This window comes from Comamonadaceae bacterium M7527 (assembly GCA_021044545.1).
In the GTDB taxonomy this organism is placed as follows: domain Bacteria; phylum Pseudomonadota; class Gammaproteobacteria; order Burkholderiales; family Burkholderiaceae_C; genus RS62.
The window spans coordinates 1,007,858-1,028,054 of sequence record CP087990.1 but is presented as its reverse complement, the minus strand read 5'-3'; the positions used below and the strand labels follow the sequence as shown (position 1 = coordinate 1,028,054).

Annotated in this window: 17 protein-coding genes and 3 pseudogenes; 11 read left to right on the top strand and 9 right to left on the bottom strand. The window is 56.5% G+C overall.

The features are described 5' to 3' along the window. Nucleotides 1-32: 32 nt before the first annotated feature. Complete coding sequence (locus LN050_04915) at nucleotides 33-197, bottom strand: hypothetical protein (protein UFS57153.1); 165 nt, start codon at nucleotides 195-197, stop codon at nucleotides 33-35. Further along, entirely contained in the window at nucleotides 194-565 is a 372-nt protein-coding gene (locus LN050_04910) for a VUT family protein (GenBank protein ID UFS57152.1), read from the bottom strand. Before LN050_04910 ends, LN050_04915 begins: the two co-directional genes overlap by 4 nt. 206 nt (nucleotides 566-771) lie before the next feature. Between LN050_04910 and LN050_04905 the strand changes: the two genes are divergently transcribed. The 9 genes and pseudogenes from LN050_04905 (at nucleotide 772) to soxB (ending at nucleotide 8,282) form a co-directional block, all read left to right on the top strand. Beyond that, a complete protein-coding gene (locus LN050_04905) occupies nucleotides 772-1,053 on the top strand; it encodes a metalloregulator ArsR/SmtB family transcription factor (protein ID UFS57151.1) in 282 nt (93 codons plus the stop codon). 45 nt (nucleotides 1,054-1,098) lie between these two features. Then, nucleotides 1,099-2,463: a sulfite dehydrogenase gene (gene soxC / locus LN050_04900; protein UFS57150.1), complete on the top strand. Its 1,365-nt coding sequence runs from the start codon at nucleotides 1,099-1,101 to the stop codon at nucleotides 2,461-2,463. 26 nt (nucleotides 2,464-2,489) lie between these two features. Beyond that, nucleotides 2,490-3,556 (top strand): annotated as a pseudogene (locus LN050_04895) (c-type cytochrome). Nucleotides 3,557-3,651: 95 nt separating this feature from the next. After that, complete coding sequence (locus LN050_04890; protein UFS57325.1) at nucleotides 3,652-3,981, top strand: c-type cytochrome; 330 nt, start codon at nucleotides 3,652-3,654, stop codon at nucleotides 3,979-3,981. Between the two features lie 109 nt (nucleotides 3,982-4,090). After that, nucleotides 4,091-4,546, top strand: a complete 456-nt coding sequence (gene soxY / locus LN050_04885; protein ID UFS57149.1) for a thiosulfate oxidation carrier protein SoxY — start codon at nucleotides 4,091-4,093, stop codon at nucleotides 4,544-4,546. Between the two features lie 36 nt (nucleotides 4,547-4,582). Beyond that, nucleotides 4,583-4,894, top strand: a complete 312-nt coding sequence (gene soxZ / locus LN050_04880; GenBank protein ID UFS57148.1) for a thiosulfate oxidation carrier complex protein SoxZ — start codon at nucleotides 4,583-4,585, stop codon at nucleotides 4,892-4,894. Between the two features lie 118 nt (nucleotides 4,895-5,012). Continuing rightward, nucleotides 5,013-5,765 carry a sulfur oxidation c-type cytochrome SoxA gene (gene soxA, locus LN050_04875; GenBank protein ID UFS57324.1) on the top strand — a complete coding sequence of 251 codons (753 nt, stop codon included), beginning with the start codon at nucleotides 5,013-5,015 and terminating at the stop codon, nucleotides 5,763-5,765. Between the two features lie 11 nt (nucleotides 5,766-5,776). Beyond that, nucleotides 5,777-6,430, top strand: a complete 654-nt coding sequence (soxX, locus tag LN050_04870; GenBank protein UFS57147.1) for a sulfur oxidation c-type cytochrome SoxX — start codon at nucleotides 5,777-5,779, stop codon at nucleotides 6,428-6,430. Between the two features lie 130 nt (nucleotides 6,431-6,560). Beyond that, nucleotides 6,561-8,282: a thiosulfohydrolase SoxB gene (gene soxB, locus LN050_04865; protein ID UFS57146.1), complete on the top strand. Its 1,722-nt coding sequence runs from the start codon at nucleotides 6,561-6,563 to the stop codon at nucleotides 8,280-8,282. A 159-nt stretch (nucleotides 8,283-8,441) separates the two neighbouring features. Here soxB and LN050_04860 read toward each other — a convergent pair whose 3' ends face one another. Beyond that, nucleotides 8,442-8,846 carry a hypothetical protein gene (locus LN050_04860; protein UFS57145.1) on the bottom strand — a complete coding sequence of 135 codons (405 nt, stop codon included), beginning with the start codon at nucleotides 8,844-8,846 and terminating at the stop codon, nucleotides 8,442-8,444. Between the two features lie 58 nt (nucleotides 8,847-8,904). Between LN050_04860 and dnaE the strand changes: the two are divergent. After that, nucleotides 8,905-12,416 (top strand): annotated as a pseudogene (gene dnaE, locus LN050_04855) (DNA polymerase III subunit alpha). A gap of 4 nt (nucleotides 12,417-12,420) precedes the next feature. Here the strand turns inward: dnaE and LN050_04850 are convergent. The 3 genes and pseudogenes from LN050_04850 to LN050_04840 all read right to left on the bottom strand — a co-directional run bounded on the left by LN050_04850 (nucleotide 12,421) and on the right by LN050_04840 (nucleotide 17,327). Then, nucleotides 12,421-15,514 (bottom strand): annotated as a pseudogene (locus tag LN050_04850) (efflux RND transporter permease subunit). A gap of 11 nt (nucleotides 15,515-15,525) precedes the next feature. After that, complete coding sequence (locus LN050_04845) at nucleotides 15,526-16,731, bottom strand: efflux RND transporter periplasmic adaptor subunit (protein UFS57144.1); 1,206 nt, start codon at nucleotides 16,729-16,731, stop codon at nucleotides 15,526-15,528. A 134-nt stretch (nucleotides 16,732-16,865) separates the two neighbouring features. Then, nucleotides 16,866-17,327, bottom strand: coding sequence for a helix-turn-helix domain-containing protein (locus tag LN050_04840; protein ID UFS57143.1), 462 nt, complete (start codon nucleotides 17,325-17,327; stop codon nucleotides 16,866-16,868). A gap of 90 nt (nucleotides 17,328-17,417) precedes the next feature. Between LN050_04840 and LN050_04835 the strand changes: the two genes are divergently transcribed. After that, entirely contained in the window at nucleotides 17,418-18,035 is a 618-nt protein-coding gene (locus tag LN050_04835; GenBank protein UFS57142.1) for a cation transporter, read from the top strand. A gap of 74 nt (nucleotides 18,036-18,109) precedes the next feature. Here LN050_04835 and tolA read toward each other — a convergent pair whose 3' ends face one another. From tolA to tolQ, 3 genes are read right to left on the bottom strand one after another with little or no spacing between them, the layout of a single operon-like run. Beyond that, entirely contained in the window at nucleotides 18,110-18,982 is an 873-nt protein-coding gene (gene tolA / locus LN050_04830; GenBank protein ID UFS57141.1) for a cell envelope integrity protein TolA, read from the bottom strand. Nucleotides 18,983-19,024: 42 nt separating this feature from the next. Further along, the gene (locus LN050_04825) at nucleotides 19,025-19,483 is read right to left on the bottom strand and encodes a biopolymer transporter ExbD (GenBank protein UFS57140.1); all 459 of its coding nucleotides are present in this window, start codon (nucleotides 19,481-19,483) and stop codon (nucleotides 19,025-19,027) included. 12 nt (nucleotides 19,484-19,495) lie between these two features. Beyond that, entirely contained in the window at nucleotides 19,496-20,182 is a 687-nt protein-coding gene (tolQ, locus tag LN050_04820; protein UFS57139.1) for a protein TolQ, read from the bottom strand. Between the last annotated feature and the right edge of the window lie 15 nt (nucleotides 20,183-20,197).

Below are 20,197 nucleotides of genomic sequence, written 5' to 3'. Positions count from 1 at the left end.
CTTTCTTGCTGTAGTCGTGTGTGCTTGCTGCTTTAAGCCGCGGCGCTGGCAGTGACCCTAGGCAGCAGCGCCTTGTAGGGCACCAGCAGCACGGCGGCCATCAGCCACTTCATGGACAGGTCACCAGCGGCCAGCATCAGCCAGTTCATGTCAGAGCCGTAAAACGCGATGTAAAAGAAGATGCCGGTATCGATCACGGACGCAAGCACAGAGCCAATGAGGGGGCTTTCCACCAGGATTGGCTGCGTAGGCGGTTAAACGCTGCAATGTCCAGCAGCTGGGCCGTTAAAAACGCCGCGCCAGACGCCAGCGCAATCTGTGGCGTGGCCAGGTAAATGGACAGGACAACCGCCAACGCAAAACCCATCAGTGCGACCTTGCGCGCTGCGCCAGCGCCCAACGCCCTGTTGGTCAAGTCAGTGACCAAAAATACCAAAGGGTAAGTAAAGGCACCCCAAGTGAGCCAATCGTTGATGGCGTACATCACAGCGATATTGGACACCACCAGGACGACTGTCATGGCCAGGATTGGCCAGCGCAGGGCCATTAAATTTTGTGTTTTCATGGACGTATTGTCTCATGACAGCGCCTGCACCCGCCTGTTGAGGCTGAAAACGCTTGCTTTGTCAGCTGAATGTCAGTTGTAGTCGATGTTCGGGTTTTTACTTATTTAAATATCAGCAATCAATAATATAGTTACAGGCTGATTTATCAAGGATCTCACTTTGCAAGAACTCAACGCAGTATTCGAGTCCACAGCACGCTATTTCAGTGTTGGGCGAGCCTACGCGCCTGAAGATACTGCATGTGATTTGCCAGGAAGAGAAGTGTGTCAACGACATCATTCGTAAGACCGGTTTGTTGCAGGCCAATGTGTCCAGGCACTTGGGTTTGATGTACCAAGCCGGTTTGCTGTCTAGGCGTCGTGAGGGTACACAGGTTTTTTACCAAGTTGCTGAGCCTATGTTTGTTGAGCTGTGTCGGACTATCTCGGTACAAGTTGCCAGCCGCATGCCGCACAGCAAGCTTGGTGAGGCAGCAGCCTTTGGATAACGGCGGCGGCAAACAGTACCGTTGCAATTGACAAAAAGAGGAACTATGAGCGTCAATCCTGAATTGAATGTGCCCGTGGGCAGCACCTTTGACCAGCCCATTGGGCGTGTTATCGCTGCGCCTGAACACCACTTGTCGGCCGAAGGCTTGGAGACGGCCCGCAAGGCGCGTCGCAGCTTTATGGGCAAGGCGCTGGCCATGGGTGCCGGCGTCGCCGCCAGTACCAAGGCTGCCTTTGCTGCCGACGGTGAGAGCGCCATACTGGAGCTGCCAGAGCACACCAAAGGCCTGGGCCAGGGTGTGACAGCCTCCAAGTATGGCCAGCCCAGCAAGTGGGAAGCCAATCTGCAGCGCCGCGAAAGCCCGGGCCTCACACGCGTGCCCCAAGCATCTGTGAGCTTTTGTCCCCTGCAAGGTCTGTTCGGCATCATCACCCCCAACGGTTTGCACTTTGAGCGCCACCACCAGGGTTGGTGGGATATTGATCCGTCCAAACACCGCTTGATGGTGAATGGCTTGGTCAAGCGTGAGCGCGTGTTCACCATGGACGACTTGATGCGCTTGCCCGCTGTGTCTCGTATTCACTTCATAGAGTGTGGCGCCAATACCGGTCCTGAGTGGGGCAACGTTGCCTTGCCAACCGTGCAGTACACCCACGGCATGATCAGTTGCTGCGAGTACACCGGCGTGCTGCTGTCTACCGTGCTGGAGATGTGTGGCATTGACAAGAAAAAGGCCAAGTTTGTGCTGGCCGAAGGTGCCGATGGCTCCAGCATGACGCGCACCATTCCCATGGACAGAGCCATGGACGACGTGATGGTGGCCTGGGGTATGAACGGCGAAATGTTGCGCCCCGAAAATGGTTACCCACTGCGCTTGGTGGTGCCTGGTGTGCAGGGTGTGAGCTGGGTGAAGTACCTGCGCCGAATTGAAGTGGGTGACCAGCCTTGGGCGACCAAAGACGAGGCCGTGCACTACATTGATTTGCAGCCAGATGGTCAGCACCGACAGTACACCTCTATCCAGGAGTGCAAGAGCGTGATTACAACGCCATCAGGTGGACAAACGCTGCTGGACAAGGGTTACTACAACGTAACCGGTTTGGCCTGGTCAGGTCGCGGCCCCATCAAGCGTGTTGACGTATCTGTTGACGGCGGGCGCAACTGGCGCACTGCACGCCTTGAAGGGCCAGTGCAAAACAAGGCGCTGACCCGATTCAATATCGATTGGGTGTGGGACGGTAAGCCGGCTATTTTGCAAAGTCGTGCCATTGACAGCACCGGCTATGTACAACCCAAGATCAATCAGTTGCGCGCTGTTCGCGGTACGCGCTCCATCTATCACAACAACGCCATCCAGTCCTGGAAAGTGTCCGAGAACGGCGAAGTCTCAAACGTGCAGGTGTACTAATGCAAGCCCAACCATTTATCCACACCATGAAGCTTACTTTTTCAACTATCGCGGCTGGCGTTTTATTGGCCAGCGCCAGCAACGCTTGGGCTGCAAAGCCTTGGAACGACATTGGCCGAGATGCCACCAAAGCAGAAGTGGCCGCTTGGGATATTGACGTTCGCCCAGACTTCAAGGGCTTGCCCAAAGGCGCAGGCTCGGTCGACCGCGGTGTTGACGTGTGGGAGGCGAAGTGCGCGTCCTGTCACGGTGTTTTTGGCGAGTCCAATGAGGTATTCACGCCCATCATTGGTGGTACAACTGCGCAAGATATCGAAACGGGCCACGTTGCCAATTTGCTGCCAGGCAAAAACTTTCCGCAGCGCACGACCATCATGAAGGTGGCCACTGTGTCCACCTTGTGGGACTACATCAACCGCGCCATGCCCTGGAACGCGCCCAAGTCGCTGTCTACCGACGACGTGTACGCCGTGTTGGCCTACTTGCTGAACATGGCTGAAATTGTCCCCGCCGACTACGTGCTGAGCAATGACAACATCGCGCAGGTACAACAACGCATGCCTAACCGCAACGGTATGACATTCTTCAAGCCGTTGTGGGACATCAAAGGCAAGGGTGATGTCACCAACACCGCATGTATGAAAGACTGCGTCTCAGAACTCACATTGAGCTCTAGCCTGCCAGACTTTGCACGCGATGCTCACGGCAACATCAACGAGCAAAACCGTGGCATAGGTCCAGTGCGCGGCGCGATCACGACAGAGCCTGCGCCCACAACCCTGGAAAAGGCCCGCGAAAAATTGGGTGGCCCGCTCAGGCGCCGCAAGCCGAGGGTGGTCCAGACGTTAAAGCCTTGTTGGCCAGCAACTCATGTACCGCATGTCACGGCATGGCCAACAAGATCGTAGGTCCAAGCTTTGCGGATATCGCGAGCAAGTACAAAGGCCAAGCCGATGCCCAGGCCTACCTAACTGGCAAGATCAAGGCTGGTGGCGTGGGTGTGTGGGGCAGCGTGCCAATGCCTGCTCAAGCACAACTCAGCGATGGTGATGCCTCGGCGATTGCCCAATGGGTTGTGGACGGCGCAAAGTAAATAACAAGCTGCCCCCTCTGATGCTAGTGGCAACCCTAGTTGAAGATCGTGCAGATCCATATAAGATAAAACCTGTGAACGGATACAAAAAGATGATGAAAACAAACACGCTGTTAGCTGCCCTGTGTGCTGCTGCGGCCATGCTGGCTGCACCCGCACACGCACTGGATACTGCCAAAGCCAAACAGCTGGCGCAGTCCAATGCCTGCATGGGTTGTCATGCGGTAGATAAAAAGCTGGTGGGCCCGGCCTACAAAGATGTGGCTGCTAAGTACAAGGGTGGCGACGTTGCCCAATTGGCAGCCAGCATCAAGGCCGGTGGCGCAGGCAAGTGGGGTCCAATACCCATGCCAGCACAAGCTCGCTTGACCGATGCTGACGCCACATTGCTAGCCCAGTGGGTCATGGCCGGCGCGCCCAATTAATTTTTAAACTGTTTTTGCGACAAGCATCCGTTAGATTAAGATCACATCGCTGTTGGTCTAGCGGGTTTGATTGAAACCTGTGTTCCAACCAATTTTTTAAGGAGCTGATATGAACACGACACGTCGTCAAGTGATAAAAACCGCAGGTGCTTTGAGCACCTTGGTGTCACTGGGCATCATGACCCAAGCGCAGGCTTTGGCCGCTGAGAGCCGTCCCGGCTTTGAGTCCAAAAGCTATGCAGACGCCATCAACGCATTAGGCGGCAACCCCGCTGAAAGCGCAGACATTCAAGTCGTGGCACCAGATATTGCTGAAAACGGCGCTGTAGTGCCCGTTGGTGCAGTGAGCAACATCCCCAACACCACAGACATGTGGTTCCTGGTTGAGAAGAACCCGTTCCCATTGGCTGCCGGTTTTACCATTCCAGCAGGTACCAAGGCCGACATTCAAACACGTTTGAAAATGGGCCAAACGTCTAACGTGACCGTGGTTGTGAAAGCCGACGGCAAGTTGTACGCAGCATCCAAAGAGACCAAGGTCACTTTGGGCGGTTGCGGCGGTTAATCTCAACACACAAACAGATATTTAGGAGTAAGCAAAATGGGACGTCCAATGCGTATCCGCGCCAAGGCTGACAACGGTGTTGTTACCGTGCGCGCTTTGATGGCACATGTCATGGAAGGTGGTCAGCGTAAAGATGCTTCTGGCAAAGTCATTCCAGCACATCACATTTCTGAGGTCAGCGCTACACACAACGGTAAAACCGTTTTGAGCGCACAGTGGGGTTCTGCAGTGTCGCAAAACCCTTACCTCGCATTCAGCTTTGACGGCGGCGCAGCCGGCGACAAGGTGGTAGTGAGCTGGAAAGACAACAAAGGCGACAGCCGCACTGATGAGGTGACAGTCTCTTAATAGAGACTGACCTAAGATCACAGGCCGGGGCGTTGCGCTTCGGCCTTTTTCACAACAACGAAGGAGACTCCTGATGAAAAGCAAATTAGCCCTGGTGGCACTGCTAGCGTCTGGCTTTATGGCTTCTGCCCAGGCCGACGATATTGAGGCGGGTATTGCCAAGTACCGCGAAATGCTGCAAGACGGCAACCCAGCCGAGCTGTTTGAAATGGCCGGCGAAGAGTTGTGGACCATGCCGCGCGGCCCCAAAAATGCGTCTCTTGAAGCTTGCGATCTGGGTCAGGGCCCAGGGGTTTTAAAAGGTGCGTTTGTGGCGTTGCCCAAGTACTTTGCTGATACTGGCCGCGTACAAGACTTGGAGTCCCGTTTATTGACCTGCATGGAAACATTGCAAGGCTTCGATGCCCAAGCATTGGCCAAGACAAGCTACGGCAAAGGCGAGCAGGCCAATATCCGTGACATTGCCACGTATGTATCTGCCATGTCTCGTGGCATGGACATCAACGTGTCACAAGCGCACCCCAAAGAGCGCGAGATGTACGAAGTGGGTAAGCGTTTGTTCTTCATGCGCTCTGGCCCACATGATTTTGCTTGTGCCACTTGCCACGCTGAAGACAACAAGCGTATTCGCTTGCAAGGCTTGCCAAACCTCACTGGCAACCCAGGCGACGGTATTGGCTTTGCGGCATGGCCTGCGTACCGCGTAGGTAACGGTCAAATGTGGCCTATGCAAAAGCGTTTGAACGACTGCTACCGTCAGCAGCGCTTTCCAGAGCCTAAGTTCGCCAGCGACGCAACCATTGCATTGGGTGTGTACATGGGCGTGAACGCCAAAGGTGCCGAGAGCATCGCACCTGCTATCAAGCGATAAGGAGACATCACATGAAAAAGCATATTTCGCTAACGCTACTCGCCTCAGCTGCTGTGTTGGCAGGCTGCATGTCAACAACCATGTCTAGCGCCGACCTGGACAAGGTGACAGCGGAAGTTGTGAAGACTTCTTTCCAAAGCAAGGGTATTGCAACTGTTGATCGCTTGCAGCAAGACGAAGCCAATCGCTTGTGCAGCGCGGCCGATGTTGCTGGCGTGCCTCTGGATGCAGACACTGCAAAAGCTATCGAAGCTGCGCAGATGAAAACCATCAAGTGGCCAGAAGGCGGTAAGTTCTTGGGCGACTGGGCCAAGGGCGAAAAAATCGCAGCCAGCGGCAAAGGCCTGACCTGGAAAGACAAGGCCGGCGCTGTCAATGGTGGCAACTGTTACAACTGCCACCAGATTGATAAAGCCCAAGTGTCTTACGGCACCCTGGGCCCAAGCCTTTACAACTACGGCAAAATGCGTGGCGTGAGCGATCCAGCCAGCCCAGCGTCAAAGGCCATTGTGGAGTACACATGGGGCAAGTTGTGGAACGCACGTGCTTACAACGCTTGCTCCAACATGCCTCGCGTGGGTCACAACGGCATTTTGACGACGGAGCAAATCCAGCACGTCATGGCTTTGTTGTTGGATCCCAAGTCGCCTGTTAACGCGAACTAATAGTGTGGCTTGAGGTTTCAATCGTGCAGCAGGCGGTGTGCGGTTGAAACCTGACCGAATGGTCGAGATTTTTGTCTCGACCATTTTTTAAAGTTTAAATATCAGTAATCAATTAACAAGGGATATTTGTATGAGCATAGGACGTCGCGAATTTTTGCAGTTGTTGGCCGTGGCCAGCGCGGGCGGTATGGCGCTGGGCCAAAAAGAAGTGTTAGCGGGCGACATGGCCGCTGCGCAACGCTTGTACGAGCTGCCCAAGTTTGGCAACGTCAGCTTCATGCACTTTACAGACTGCCACGCGCAGCTAAACCCTATTTACTTTCGCGAGCCCAGTGTGAACCTGGGCGTGGCCGATGCATTGGGTAGGCCACCGCACCTGGTAGGCGAAAACTTGTTGAACTACTTCAAGATTCCTGCCAACTCGCCCCAAGCCCACGCGTTTACCTACCTCAACTTTGAGCAAGCCGCTGCCACTTACGGCAAGGTAGGCGGTTTCGCGCATTTGGCCACCTTGGTCAAACAGGTACGCGCCAGCCGCCCCCACGCTTTGTTGCTAGACGGTGGTGATACCTGGCAAGGTTCGGCGACTGCACTGTGGACTAACGGCCAAGACATGGTCGATGCTTGCAAGTTGCTGGGTGTCAACCTCATGACGCCGCACTGGGAGTTCACCCTGGGTGCTGAGCGCGTAACCGAAATTATCGAAAAAGACTTTGCCGGCCAAATTGAGTTTTTGGCCCAAAACGTGCACACCAGTGACTTTGGTGATCAGGTCTTTAAGCCTTACGTGATTCGTGAAATGAATGGCGTGCCAGTGGCTGTCATTGGTCAAGCCTTCCCTTACACGCCCATCGCCAACCCACGCCACATGGTGTCTGACTGGACCTTTGGTATCAAAGACGACCACATGCAGCAAATGGTGGATGAGGCGCGCGCAAAGGGTGCGCAAGTAGTGGTGGTGTTGTCACACAACGGCATGGACGTGGACATCAAAATGGCATCGCGCGTGACGGGTATAGACGCCATTATGGGCGGCCATACCCACGACGGTGTGCCTGCACCTGTGGTGGTTAAAAACGCAGGCGGTCAGACCTTGGTGACCAATGCGGGTTCCAACTCCAAGTTCCTGGGCGTGCTTGACTTTGACGTGCGCGGCGGCAAGGTGCAAGACTTCCGCTACAAGCTCATGCCAGTGTTTGCCAACTTGCTGCCAGCCGACGCCGAGATGCAAAGCTACATTGATAAAGTGCGTGCGCCATACCAAGACAAGCTGGATGAAAAGCTGGCGATCAGTGAAGGTTTGTTGTACCGTCGTGGCAACTTCAACGGCTCTTGGGACCAGCTTATTGTGGATGGTCTGATGGCTGTTAAAGACGCTGAAATTGCTTTCTCGCCAGGCTTCCGCTGGGGTACCACCATATTGCCAGGCCAGGCCATCACCCGCGATCACCTCATGGACCAGGTGGCCATCACTTACCCGGCCACTACGGTTACAGACATGAGCGGCGAGATGATCAAGACTATTTTGGAAGACGTTTGCGACAACCTCTTTAACCCAGACCCCTACTACCAGCAAGGCGGTGACATGGTGCGCGTAGGCGGCTTGCAATACGCTTGCGACCCGTTGGCCGACTCTGGCAAGCGTATCAGCAATATGGAGCTCAACGGTAAAGCCATTGACGCGGGTAAAACCTATAAGGTGGCCGGCTGGGCGCCTGTAGGTGCAGGCGTCACAGGCGAGCCTATTTGGGACGTCATGGAGACTTACCTCAAGTCAGAAAAGACGATCAAGCCGCGCAAGCTCAATATGCCAACGCTTAAAAATATGGCCGGCAACCTGGGCATTGCCTAAGCAGGTCACACTGCTGCTGTGATGTGGAAAAAGCGCCTGTAATGGGCGCTTTTTTTATGTTGGGGCGTCTCGTTAAACGGGCGCAGCGATCATCGCCGCGAGGCATACGTGCACACCTCAACACACAAACGCTCAGCAACTGTAGCTGTGGTTTAACCGCTAGGACAGGGCTTTAACAGCGGCTAACACCGTTTGCCCGCTACTCAAGCCCAGATCAGAAGCGGTCTCGTTGAGTGCGCTGATAACGCCGTTGTCCAGTGCGTCTTGCGCCTCACCAATGCGTGCACTGTTGTGGCTGTAGCACGCGCATGCAATGCCGTGCGCTTGCAACATGGCCAAAGCGGCAATGCCTGCTTGGTCTTTGCCCACCCCCGCGTCATTGAGCACTACCAGCACTGGTTTAGCCGGGATTGTAGCGTGCACGTTGCGGGTTGACGCGGCCAGTACAAAGTCAGCAGCAGAGCTGCCGCCGTGCGAACCGCTTACCACCACTGTGCCTGCCTGTGCGTCAGAGATGGCAGATATGGAGTCCAACAGGACGATGTTGAGGGGTGTGCCGTGCATGCAAGCATTGTGACTGAGGCGGCGGCGTTTAGGCCCAATAGAAACCTAAAATAGACACATGACTTCAGCGCCTTTTGTTCACCTTCGCCTGCATACCGAGTTCTCAGTTGTTGATGGTGCCGTTCGTGTGCCCGATGCCGTCAAGACCGCCGCCGCCAACGGGCAGCCTGCATTGGCCATGACCGACCTTAGCAACTTGTATGGCATGGTCAAGTTTTACAAGAAGGCCAGGGCTGCCGGCGTTAAGCCTTTGATCGGCGCTGAGGTGATGTTGGTGGGGGTGCCCGATGATGCCGAGCCCAAGTCGGCCATGCCCGGTATGGCTCCCACACTATCGCGCGTGGTGTTGCTGGCACAAAACAACCAAGGCTACTTAAACCTGTGTGAATTGTTGGCGCGGGCCTGGACTCAAACCAGCGCGCGCGACCAGGCTGCCGTGCAGTGGGCCTGGCTGCAAGAGTTAAACGCAGGGCTTATCGTATTGGCAGGTGCGCAAGCGGGCCCAGTAGGGCGCGCTTTGGTGGCTGGCGATGAAGGGCGGGCAGGGCGTTTGGCCTTGACCTTTGCACAAACCTTTACCCATCGCTTTTACCTGGAGATTCAACGCGCTGGGCGAGACGATGACGAGCGCCACGTGCTGGCTTGCGTGCCCTTGGCGGCAAGGCTGGGCTTGCCCGTGGTGGCCACCCACCCGATTCAGTTTTTAACGCCAGACGATTATGAAAGCCACGAGGCGCGCGTTTGTATTGCCGAGGGCGAAATGCTGGCCAACCGTCGCCGTGTGCGTCGCTTTACCCGTGAGCAATATTTCAAGTCAGGCGGCGAAATGCAAACCTTGTTTGCTGATGTGCCCAGTGCGCTGACCAACGCGGTAGAGGTGGCCAAGCGCTGCAACGTCACGCTCACGCTGGGTGAGCCGCAGCTGCCGGACTTCCCAACGCCACTTGTGGACGGCGTGCCTATGCCCATGGCGGACTACTTTCGCCAGTTGTCGCACGAAGGTTTACAGCGCCGCTTGGAGCACTTGTACCCAGATGTGGCTGCGCGTGATGCGCAGCAAGAGCGCTATGTCGACCGCTTGAATTTTGAGATTGAAACCATTCTCAACATGGGCTTCCCAGGCTACTTCCTGATTGTGGGGGACTTCATCAACTGGGCCAAAAACAATGGCTGCCCAGTGGGTCCAGGTCGAGGTTCTGGCGCTGGCTCTTTGGTGGCTTACTCGCTGGGCATTACAGACCTTGACCCGCTTCAATACAACTTGTTGTTTGAGCGCTTCTTGAACCCAGAGCGTGTGTCCATGCCCGACTTTGATATTGACTTTTGCCAAGGCAATCGCGACCGCGTGATTGACTATGTGAAAGACAAGTACGGGCGCAACGCGGTGAGTCAAATCGCCACCTTTGGCACCATGGCTGCCCGCGCCGCGATTCGCGACGTGGGCCGTGTGATGGACTTTGCCTATGGCTTTTGCGATGGTATTTCCAAGCTTATACCCAACAAGCCTGGCACCCAAGTCACTATCGCACAGGCTATCGAGCAAGAGCCGCAGCTTGCAGAGCGCCTAGAGCGCGAAGAAGACGTGCGCACGCTGTTGGAAATGGCACAAAAGCTGGAAGGTATGACGCGTAACGTGGGCATGCACGCCGGTGGTGTGTTGATTGCGCCTGGCAAGCTCACAGACTTCTGTCCCCTTTATCAGCAGCCCGGTAGCGAATCTGCGGTGAGCCAATACGACAAGGACGACGTGGAAGCGGTGGGCTTGGTCAAGTTTGACTTCTTGGGCTTGGCCACGCTCACTATTCTGGAGTTGGCGCGCCAGCTCATCGTGCAGCGACACAAAGGCCAAGCCAACTTTAGATTTGAAGATGTACCCATTAACGACAGCAAGGTCTATGCCTTGTTCTCGCGCGGTCAGACCGAGGCGTGTTTCAGTTTGAAAGTCGCGGCATGCAAGGCATGTTGCGCGATGCCAAACCCAGCCGCCTGGAAGATTTGATTGCCCTCAACGCGTTGTACCGCCCTGGCCCTATGGACTTGATCCCAACCTTTGTGGCGCGCAAGCATGGCCGCGAAGAGGTGGAGTATCCACACCCATTGGTTAAGCCCGTGCTGGAAGAGACCTACGGCATCATGGTCTATCAAGAACAGGTGATGCAGGTGGCACAGGTACTGGCGGGCTACTCGCTGGGCGGCGCTGACATGCTGCGCCGGGCCATGGGTAAGAAAAAGCTGGAAGAAATGGTAAAGCAGCGTGAGCTGTTCCGCGCTGGTGCAGCCAAGCAAAATATCTCTCAAGAAAAAGCCGACGAAGTGTTTGACTTGATGGAGAAGTTTGCCGGCTACGGCTTTAACAAGTCACACGCCGCAGCCTATTCTTTGCTGGCCTATCACACAGGCTGGCTCAAGGTGCACTACACGGCAGAGTTTTACGCCGCCAACATGACCATTGAAATGGGCGACACCGACAAGCTGCGTGTGTTGTATGGCGATGCTTTGGAGATGGGCATCACCTTCGAGGCGCCAGACGTGAATAGAGGCGTATACCGCTTTGAGCCAGTGACTGACCAAAGCGTGCGCTATGGTTTGGGCGCTATCAAAGGCTCTGGTGAGCAGGCCATTGAGTCCATAGTGGCTGCGCGCAATGAGGGCGGGCCGTTTAAATCGTTGTTTGACTTCTGTGCCCGCGTAGACAAAGGCCGCGTGAACAAGCGCACAGTAGAGGCACTGATCAAGGCTGGCGCGTTTGACAGCATTGACTTGAACCGGGCCAGTCTGCTGGCCAGTGTTGAACGTGCCTTTGAATACGCGGCGGCCCAGGCGGCCAACGCCGACCAAGTGGGTTTATTTGACATGGGGGATGACGCCCACGGTAGCAGCACCCAAGAGCCAGACATGGTGCAGGCCACACCATGGAGTGTGAAAGAGCGTTTAACACTTGAAAAGACAGCGGTGGGCTTCTTTTTGTCTGGCCACCTGTTCGATGAAGTGGCCACTGAAGTGCGCCGTTTTGCCAAACTCAACATTGCTGACCTGGTGGACTCGCGTGACAGCCTGGTGCTGGCTGGTATCGTGACTGAGTTGCGTGTTATCAGTGGTCAGCGCGGGCGTTTGGGTTTGTTTAAGTTGGACGACAAGTCCGGTGTGATTGAAGCTGCAGCAGACGAAAACTTGCTCAACCAGCATCGCAACTTGCTCAAAGACGACGAATTTATTGTGGTGCAAGCGGTCGCTCAGCCCGACAGGTTTTCCGGTGGCATACGTCTCAAAATTCAACAAGTCTGGAGCTTGGCGCAGGCGCGCTGCCGGTTTGGCAAATACCTGCATGTGACGGTTAACGGCCAGTCGCCCAACGTACGCCAGCTGGTGAAAGACTTTCCTCCGCGCACCGAATACACCGAGGCCGGAGAGGTAACCAAAGGCCTTCGCGTGCGCATGCGTTTGTTGCGTGACGGTGCGCACTGTGACTTGCAGCTTGGCGAGCAAGCGCTGTTCTTTCCGACGGATGCAGCGCTTGCGTCATGGGCGGCCAACGCCCATGAGCAACAAGCCCACGTGGTGTACGACTAGGCGGCTAGGCGTTGGCGGCGTCGGCTGGGGTTGTAATAGGCCCAACCCCGCTAAACCTGTCCAGCAGCACATAGATGACAGGTGTGATGAACAGCGTCACCACTTGTGACAGCACCAGACCGCCAACAACTGCCAAGCCCAGCGGTTGGCGCAGCTCTGCACTGGCGCCATGGCCCAAGGCAATGGGTAGCGCACCAATGGCAGCAGTCAGTGTGGTCATCATGATGGGTCTAAAGCGCAGCAAGCAGGCTTGCCTGATGGCCTCAAGCGCGGCCAGGCCTTGTTCGCGTTGAGCGGCCAAAGCAAAGTCAATCATCATGATGGCATTCTTCTTGACAATGCCAATGAGCATTAGCAACCAATGGTGGCGATGATGGTGATGTCCTGACCAAACAACTGCAGCGTGAGCAAACCGCCCACCACCGCCGATGGCAAGCCCGCCAGAATCGTAATAGGGTGTATGTAGCTCTCGTAAAGCATACCCAGCAGTATGTAAATCACCACAACGGCTGCCAGTAGCAATACCACTTGGCTTGTTTGAGATTCTTGAAAAACCGCAGCTTCTCCGCCATAGCTTGTGATGACGTTGGGGGGCAAGCCTATGTCTTTCACGTAGCCGTCCAGTGCGGCAGTGGCCTGGCCCAAAGGAATGCCGGCGTTCAGGTTGAAGCTGATGGTGACCGCTTGCAACTGGCCTTGATGGTTGATGCTGGTAGGACCAAGGCTGCGCTTGACACTGGCAAAGGCCGATAAAGGCACCAAGTCACCGCTGGCAGTGCGCAGGTGCAGCTGCATCAGGTCTTGTTCGTTTTGCTGCGAGGGGTTGTCAATGGTCAGTATCACCGACCAAGTGCCGAGTCTGTGTAGATGCTGGCCACCTGACGCTCACCAAACGCCGAGTACATCATGTTGCGCAGCGACTGATTGGTAATGCCCAGCACTTGCGCGCGCGCGCGGTCAATCACCACTTCGGCTTGCAAGGCACCACGCTCGGAGTCGCTGGTAACGTCGGCAAAACGCTCGTCCTCCTTGAGCTTGTCCATGACCTTGTTGGCCCAGTCGCCCAGCGCATTGCCGCTAACGCTTTGCAAGGTGTATTGGTATTGGCTGCGACTGGTGCGTCCGCCCACACGAAGGTTTTGTAGCGGAATAAAAAACACTTTAACGCCAGCCACACCAGCAGTGTCTTTGCGCAAGCTGGCCAACACGGCCTTGAGGTCGCCGCGTTCAGATTTGGGCTTTAGCGTGAGAAACATGCGCGCACTGTTGCCACCAAATACAGCGGCTGCCATACCGGCCACGGCGGGGTTTTGCTGGGTGCGAGCTGCTACGTCGTCCAGCAAGCGTTGCATGGTTTCCGGGCCAACATCTTCAGCGCCCACCACACTGGCCATGACTTGGCCAATGTCTTCTTGTGGAAAAAATCCCTTGGGCATGCTCATGAATAGCCCCACGGTCAAGGCCACGCTGGCCAGTGTGACGCCGACCATGACGGGCTTGTGTGCCAAGGCCCAATCCAAGGCGCGGGCATAGCCGCGCAATGTGGTTTGAAAAATGTCTTCAAACCACTGCGTGCTGGTGTGAGCCCAGCCTTGCTCTTGGGTTGCAGTGTCTGGGCGGTGTGCACCCAGGTAGCGGCTGCACAGCATAGGCACCAATGTGAGCGATACCACAGCAGAGACCATGATGGCCAAGCCCACGACGACCGCGAACTCGTGGAACAACAAACCCAGTGTGCCCGGCATGAAGAAGATTGGAATCAGCACAGCCACCAGCGAAATCGAAATGGAAATGATGGTGAAGGCCACTTCACGCGCACCTTTGATGGCCGCAGCAAACGGCTGCATGCCGTTTTCAATGTGGCGAACAATGTTCTCCAGCATCACGATGGCATCGTCTACCACCAGGCCCACGGCCAAGGTAATGCCCAGCATGGAGATGTTGTCCAGGCTGTAGTCAAAGTAGTACAGCAGTGACATGGCCGATACCAATGACACGGGTATGGACAGCGCTGGAATGACGGTTGCTGAGACGCGGCGTAAAAATAGAAATATCACCAGCACCACCAACACAATGGTCAGCGCCAAGGTGAAGTAGATGTCGTTGAGCGCGTCTCTGATGGACACGCCTCTGTCATTGAGTGTGTTGAGTTTGACGTCGCTGGGTAACTGCTCTTGCAGTTTGGGTATGGCGGCGTAAATCGCATCAATCACGGCAACGGTATTGGCGTCTGGCTGGCGTTGCACAGCCAGAATAATAGACGGCGTACCGTTGTAGCGGCTCAGAGACGTTTCGTTTTCAGAGCCGTCGCGAATGACGGCAACATCGCGCAGGTATACCGGTGTGCCGTCCTTGACGGTCACAATCAAGTCGCGAAATTGGGCCGCGCTTTGCAGCTGTGTGTTGGCCTCAATAATTAGGGTTTGTGAGCTTCCCTGAATCTGTCCCATGGGCGAGTTGGCATTTGCTGCCCTGATCGCGTTGGCCACGTCGTCAAGTGTGAGGCCTCTTAACGCCAGCTCTTCAGGATTGGCTTGTACGCGCACTGCATAGCGTTTGGCGCCCCACACCGTCACTTGGGCTACACCGTCAATGGTTGACAAAGAGGGTGAGACCAAGTTCTCGGCAAAATCGGTGACCTGCGTGAGTGCCAAGGTTGGCGAGCTCAAGGCCATGATCAAAATAGGCGCGTCTGCCGGGTTGACTTTGCGGTAGCTCGGCAAGTCTGCCATTTCAGACGGTAGCGAGCGCTGTGTGCGTAATAGTGCAGCCTGCACGTCACCAGCGGCAGCGTCAATGTCGCGGTCTGGGCTGAACTCCAGTGTGATGGAGGTTCTACCCAACGAGCTGGTCGACGTGATGGCGTTGACGCCTGCAATGGTGGAGAACTGCTTCTCAAGTGGCAAGGCCACAGAGCGCGCCATGGTCTCTGGGCTGGCACCACTGAGGCGGGCAGACACGTTGATGGTGGGTGTGTCGTACCGTGGCAACGCGGCCACCGGAATGCTACCCAAGGCCGCCGCACCCACTGCAATCAGCGCGAGATTCAGCAGCACCGTCATCACGGGACGGCGAATAAAGAGTTCAGTCAAGTTCATGGCGCTGGCGCTTATTTAGTGGGTTTGGTAGCAGGCGCATTGATATCACGCAACAAGCCACCGGGCTTGACGTTTTGCCTGCCGTCTACCACCACTTTGTCGCCACTGCTCAAGCCTGACACGACAGCCATGTCATCCATGGTGTGCAATATCCTGATGGGTTTGACTTGGGCTTTGCCGTTGTCGCCCATCACAAACACGCTGGCACCTTGGTCTGAAATTGCCACCGCACCTTGCGCGATTTTGGCCACATTGTTGAGCGTTGCGACGCTCAGACTCACATCTACAAATTGGCCTGGCCACAAGGCGTTGTCGTCGTTGGCCAATGTCGCCTTGAGGGTTAGCATGCCTGTGGCGGGGTTGACCAAGTTGTCAATCAGCGTGAGCTGCCCCATGTGGCTTGTGGTGTCCATGCTTGGGTTGCTGCTGGCCAAGCGCACGCTGACTTCACGTCCGGTGCCAGCGTTGGCTACCGCACTGAGGGCAGACTCTGGAAGGGAAAACTTCACGCCTATGGGGTTGAACTGTGTGAGTGTGGCCAGGGGCGTGGCCGATGCGCCAGCGCTGACCAGGGTGCCAGCACTCACGTCAATGGCGCCCACGCGGCCTGCAAATGGTGCACGCACTTGATACAGGCTCAGCTGCACCTGCTGGGCTCTGACGCTGGCTTGATCAGCGGCAACTTGTGCCATTTGTGCGCCGACTTGGCTTTGTGCGCTGTCAACAGCGCTGCCCGATACAAAGGCTTGGTCTTTGAGTGCCTTGGCGCGCAACAATTGATTTTGCAAGTCGGCGAGTGTGGCCTGTGACTTGGCCAGCTGCGCTTGCGCTTTGGCCAGTTCCGCCTGTACACCGCGTGCATCCAGCTCAAACAGCAACTCACCCGCGGCAACACGGCTGCCTTCTTTGGCGACCACCCGTTTGATGGTGGCGCCCACTTGAGACCTCAACACCACAGACTGCTGGGCCACCACGCTGCCAGGGGCTTGCAAAGACATGGGTACGTCGCCAATCACCACCTCCTGCAAGCTCACTGCCGTGGGGCCGCCAAAGCCACTACGCCTGCCAGCAGCGCCTGCACTGCCTTGTTGTCCTGGTTGTGCAGCGGCACTGTGGGGTTGCAGGGCAGTGGGTAGCCATGTAGGCGCCAGCCAGTACAAGGCTGCAATGCCAGTAGCCAAAGCGGCGACCAGGCCGGTCAATTTTGATGATTTCATGCTAAGCGATGGGGCTGCAATGCCGCGGTAATGTCGAGCAACACTGCTCGGTGGCCATAGCATAGCCAAATATGCCTCGCCTTGCTTATCTGCTTTGTAAATAGAGGGCGATGGCCAAAGGCAAGTTGCGCCAATTAGGCGTGGTTCGCCCCGGGCTTGTCAGGGGGCGCAACGTCGTGGTCATGCAAGCACAAGGCATGGTCTTGCAGCACTTCAATCACCCGACAATGCGCCACTGTATGGCCCTCACAAGCCCCTACCATCTGTGCCAGCTGCGCCTCTAGCGCCTTTAGTCGGGCCAACCTAGAGCGCACGGCTGTTAGTTGCGCTTGGGCAATGGCATTGGCCTCATCGCAGGGCTCGTCGCCATGGCGCGACAAGCGCAGCAAGGAATGGATAGCCTCCAGTGAGAAGCCCAGCTCTCGGGCGTGGCGAATAAAGCGCAGCTGGCTCAGGTGTGCATCGCTGTAGCGCCGTTGGTTGCCTTCGGTTCGGTGTGGCGGTGTGATTAGGCCTATACGTTCGTAATACCGCAGCGTTTGAACAGCGCAATGCAGTCGTTTGGCCAACTGACCTATGCCGTAGCTGTGTGGCATGTTGAGACATCCCCGCAAAAAAGTGCTTGAACCTACAACGATTGTAGCTACTAGACTCAGCGCTTTATTGAACAATTGCGAGGCATCATCATGGGGCAGCACTGTTGTGTAAGCAATCACTTTGATGGCACGACCCGGGCTTACCGGCAAGCGTTGGTGGCCGTTATTGTCATCAACGCGGCCATGTTCATGGTCGAACTACTGGGTGGTGCCTGGTCGGGCTCGCAGGCGCTGCAAGCCGATGCACTCGATTTTCTGGGCGATGCACTAACCTATGGCCTTAGCCTGTGGGCCATCGCCCGGGCCGTGCAAACCCGGGCGCGTGCGGCCTTGTTAAAGGGCGTTAGCCTGGCTTTGATGGGGGCTTGGGTGCTGGGCTCCACCATTTGGCAGGTTTGGATACTGGGCGTTCCCAGTGCAGGCATCATGGGCGCTATCGGTTTGATGGCCTTGTTGGCCAATCTGGCCAGCGTGTTGATACTGTGGCGTTACCGAGATGGCGACGCCAACGTCAGGTCGGTCTGGTTGTGCAGCCGCAACGACGCGATTGGCAATGTCGCGGTGATAGGGGCAGCTGCTCTGGTGGCGTGGACCGCTGCCCCATGGCCAGATTTGGTCGTGGCCGGCCTGATGGCTGGGCTGTTTTTGAGGTCCAGCGCCAGCATCATTCGCCAAGCCATGGCCGAGTTGCGACAAGTGGCCTCTTAAGCGGTGTACCCATACAGGTTTGCGCAGCAGCCGTTGTCAAATTGCGGCGATGGACTGCAAGAAAACTGTGTTTGCTAGTCTTTTGGCCGGAACCGTATCAGCATGGGTGAGGGCACACGCCCGTTGGTGTCGCGCGGCAGTGTTGCGGTGCGGTCAATGGCACGCAGCACCGCCTCATCCCAAGCCGGCATGCCGCTGGACTTGCGTAGTGTGCGTCCCAGGATTTCACCAGTTGGGCGTGTGGTGACCTCTACTTCGGCGCCAGGGTTGCCCGCTACCACGTCGGTGAACACGATATTGGGGCGAATGGCGCCCACGACCTTGCCTGCGTAGCTGGCGCTGGGGCCGCTTGCCTTCGCCGCATCGCCGGTTTGTCCAGCCGTGCCTGCCAGGTTGCTCAAGCGGGCCAGTTGCTCTTGGCGCAGCTTGTCCTTGAGGGCCTTTTCTTCGCGGGCACGCTGCTGTGCTGCTTTTTTCTCGGCCAGCTCCTTTGCAGCCTTTTCCTTGGCCGCCCTCTCCCTGGCGGCCTTTTCTCTGGCTGCTTTCTCTTTCGCTGCCTTTTCCTTAGCCAGTTTGGCGGCTTCTAGCTGCTGCTGCGCCTCAAGCGCACGCTGTTGTTCCAAGGCAATGTCGGCAGCACTTGGTCCAGGGGGTTCAGGCGGTGGCGCTGGTTCAGGTGTGGGCTCGGGTTCGGGTGCAGGAGGCTCAGGCGTTGGCTCTGGTTCTGGCTGGGGTTTGGGCTCAGGTGGCGGTGGCGCGGCTGCAATGGGTATGTCAGACCACAGCTCTACGTCAAAGTTGGCGCTAACCTGCGTTTGCTGCCACGCCACACCCCAGGTGAGTGCGGCTACCAGCAAGGCGTGCACGCCCAGGGCCAAGGCGACCGGTAGGCCCCAATGCCCGTCTTGTGGCGGTTTGGGGGCTGCAGTTGGCAAAGCGTTGTTCATACAGGCTTGTGCGTGGTCGTGGTCTTGGCTGCGGGTGCGTGGCTAGCGTTGCGCGTTAACGGACAAGGCCACGCGGTTGAGGCCAGCTTGTTGCAGCGTGTCCATTACATTCACCACAGCCTCGTAGGCCACCGCCTTGTCTGCGCTGATCACCACCGCCAGTTCTTGTGTGGGTGATGAATTGGCCGTGGCGTCACGGCTGGACCGGTTTTGGTTGGCGACATCCAGAACGCGCTGGGCCAGGTCCTTGAGTACAACGTCTACCGTTTGCTTGTCAGCGCTTATTTGCAGCGAGGCGTCTTTGGCCACCAACACTTGCACCACACGGTCGGGCTGGCGCGGCGCCTGGCCTACGGTGGGAAGGTCAATCATGCTGGGAGTGATCAGCGGTGCGGTCACCATGAAGATGATCAGCAGCACCAGCATGACATCAATAAAGGGCACCATGTTGATCTCGTTCATGGTGCGCCTGTGGCGACGTTTGCGTTGCAAAGCAGACATGGCGTGCTCCGCTTAGTTGCTTGCTTGCGCGCTGAGGTTGCGCTGCAAAATATTGGAGAACTCGTCGGCAAACGTATCCATGTGGCTGGCCGCGCGGTCTACCTTGGTAGAGAAACGGTTGAAGGCAACCACTGCTGGAATCGCGGCAAACAAGCCAATTGCGGTCGCTACCAGTGCCTCGGCAATACCTGGGGCGACGGAAGCCAGCGTGACGGACTCCAGTGAGGCCAAGCCTGTAAAGGCGTGCATGATGCCCCATACCGTGCCAAACAAACCCACGTAGGGCGAGACCGATGCGACCGAGCCCAAGAATGACAACTGTGATTCCATCGCGTCTACCTCGCGCTGAAAGCTGGCGCGCATGGCGCGTTGTGCACCTTCAAGTAAAACGTGGGTCTCGGCAATGCGGCGTTCGCGCAGCTTTAAAAACTCACGCATGCCCGCAGCAAAAATACGCTCCATGGGACCAGTGCCCGTGGTCTTTTGAATGGCAGCGGTGTACAAGTCGTGCATGCTGGTGCCAGACCAGAATGCTTGCTCAAACGCTGTGTTGCGCTGGTGCACGCGGGCCAGAGCTGAGGTCTTGCCAAAGATTACAGCCCAGCTGGCCACGGATACGCCAAGCAGTAACACCACCACAGCTTGGACCACCCAGCTGGCATTGAGTAACAGGTGAACAATATCTAAATCTTGGTTCATGGCGTTGAGTTGGTT

Excerpts from the sequence above, each read along its gene's own strand:
- LN050_04910 (UFS57152.1), bottom strand. The coding sequence starts at position 565 with ATGAAAACACAAAATTTAATGGCCCTGCGCTGGCCAATCCTGGCCATG.
- soxC (UFS57150.1), top strand. The coding sequence starts at position 1,099 with ATGAGCGTCAATCCTGAATTGAATGTGCCCGTGGGCAGCACCTTTGAC.
- LN050_04890 (UFS57325.1), top strand. The coding sequence starts at position 3,652 with ATGAAAACAAACACGCTGTTAGCTGCCCTGTGTGCTGCTGCGGCCATG.
- soxY (UFS57149.1), top strand. The coding sequence starts at position 4,091 with ATGAACACGACACGTCGTCAAGTGATAAAAACCGCAGGTGCTTTGAGC.
- soxZ (UFS57148.1), top strand. The coding sequence starts at position 4,583 with ATGGGACGTCCAATGCGTATCCGCGCCAAGGCTGACAACGGTGTTGTT.
- soxA (UFS57324.1), top strand. The coding sequence starts at position 5,013 with ATGGCTTCTGCCCAGGCCGACGATATTGAGGCGGGTATTGCCAAGTAC.
- soxX (UFS57147.1), top strand. The coding sequence starts at position 5,777 with ATGAAAAAGCATATTTCGCTAACGCTACTCGCCTCAGCTGCTGTGTTG.
- soxB (UFS57146.1), top strand. The coding sequence starts at position 6,561 with ATGAGCATAGGACGTCGCGAATTTTTGCAGTTGTTGGCCGTGGCCAGC.
- LN050_04860 (UFS57145.1), bottom strand. The coding sequence starts at position 8,846 with ATGCACGGCACACCCCTCAACATCGTCCTGTTGGACTCCATATCTGCC.
- LN050_04845 (UFS57144.1), bottom strand. The coding sequence starts at position 16,731 with ATGAAATCATCAAAATTGACCGGCCTGGTCGCCGCTTTGGCTACTGGC.
- LN050_04840 (UFS57143.1), bottom strand. The coding sequence starts at position 17,327 with ATGCCACACAGCTACGGCATAGGTCAGTTGGCCAAACGACTGCATTGC.
- LN050_04835 (UFS57142.1), top strand. The coding sequence starts at position 17,418 with ATGGGGCAGCACTGTTGTGTAAGCAATCACTTTGATGGCACGACCCGG.
- tolA (UFS57141.1), bottom strand. The coding sequence starts at position 18,982 with ATGAACAACGCTTTGCCAACTGCAGCCCCCAAACCGCCACAAGACGGG.
- LN050_04825 (UFS57140.1), bottom strand. The coding sequence starts at position 19,483 with ATGTCTGCTTTGCAACGCAAACGTCGCCACAGGCGCACCATGAACGAG.
- tolQ (UFS57139.1), bottom strand. The coding sequence starts at position 20,182 with ATGAACCAAGATTTAGATATTGTTCACCTGTTACTCAATGCCAGCTGG.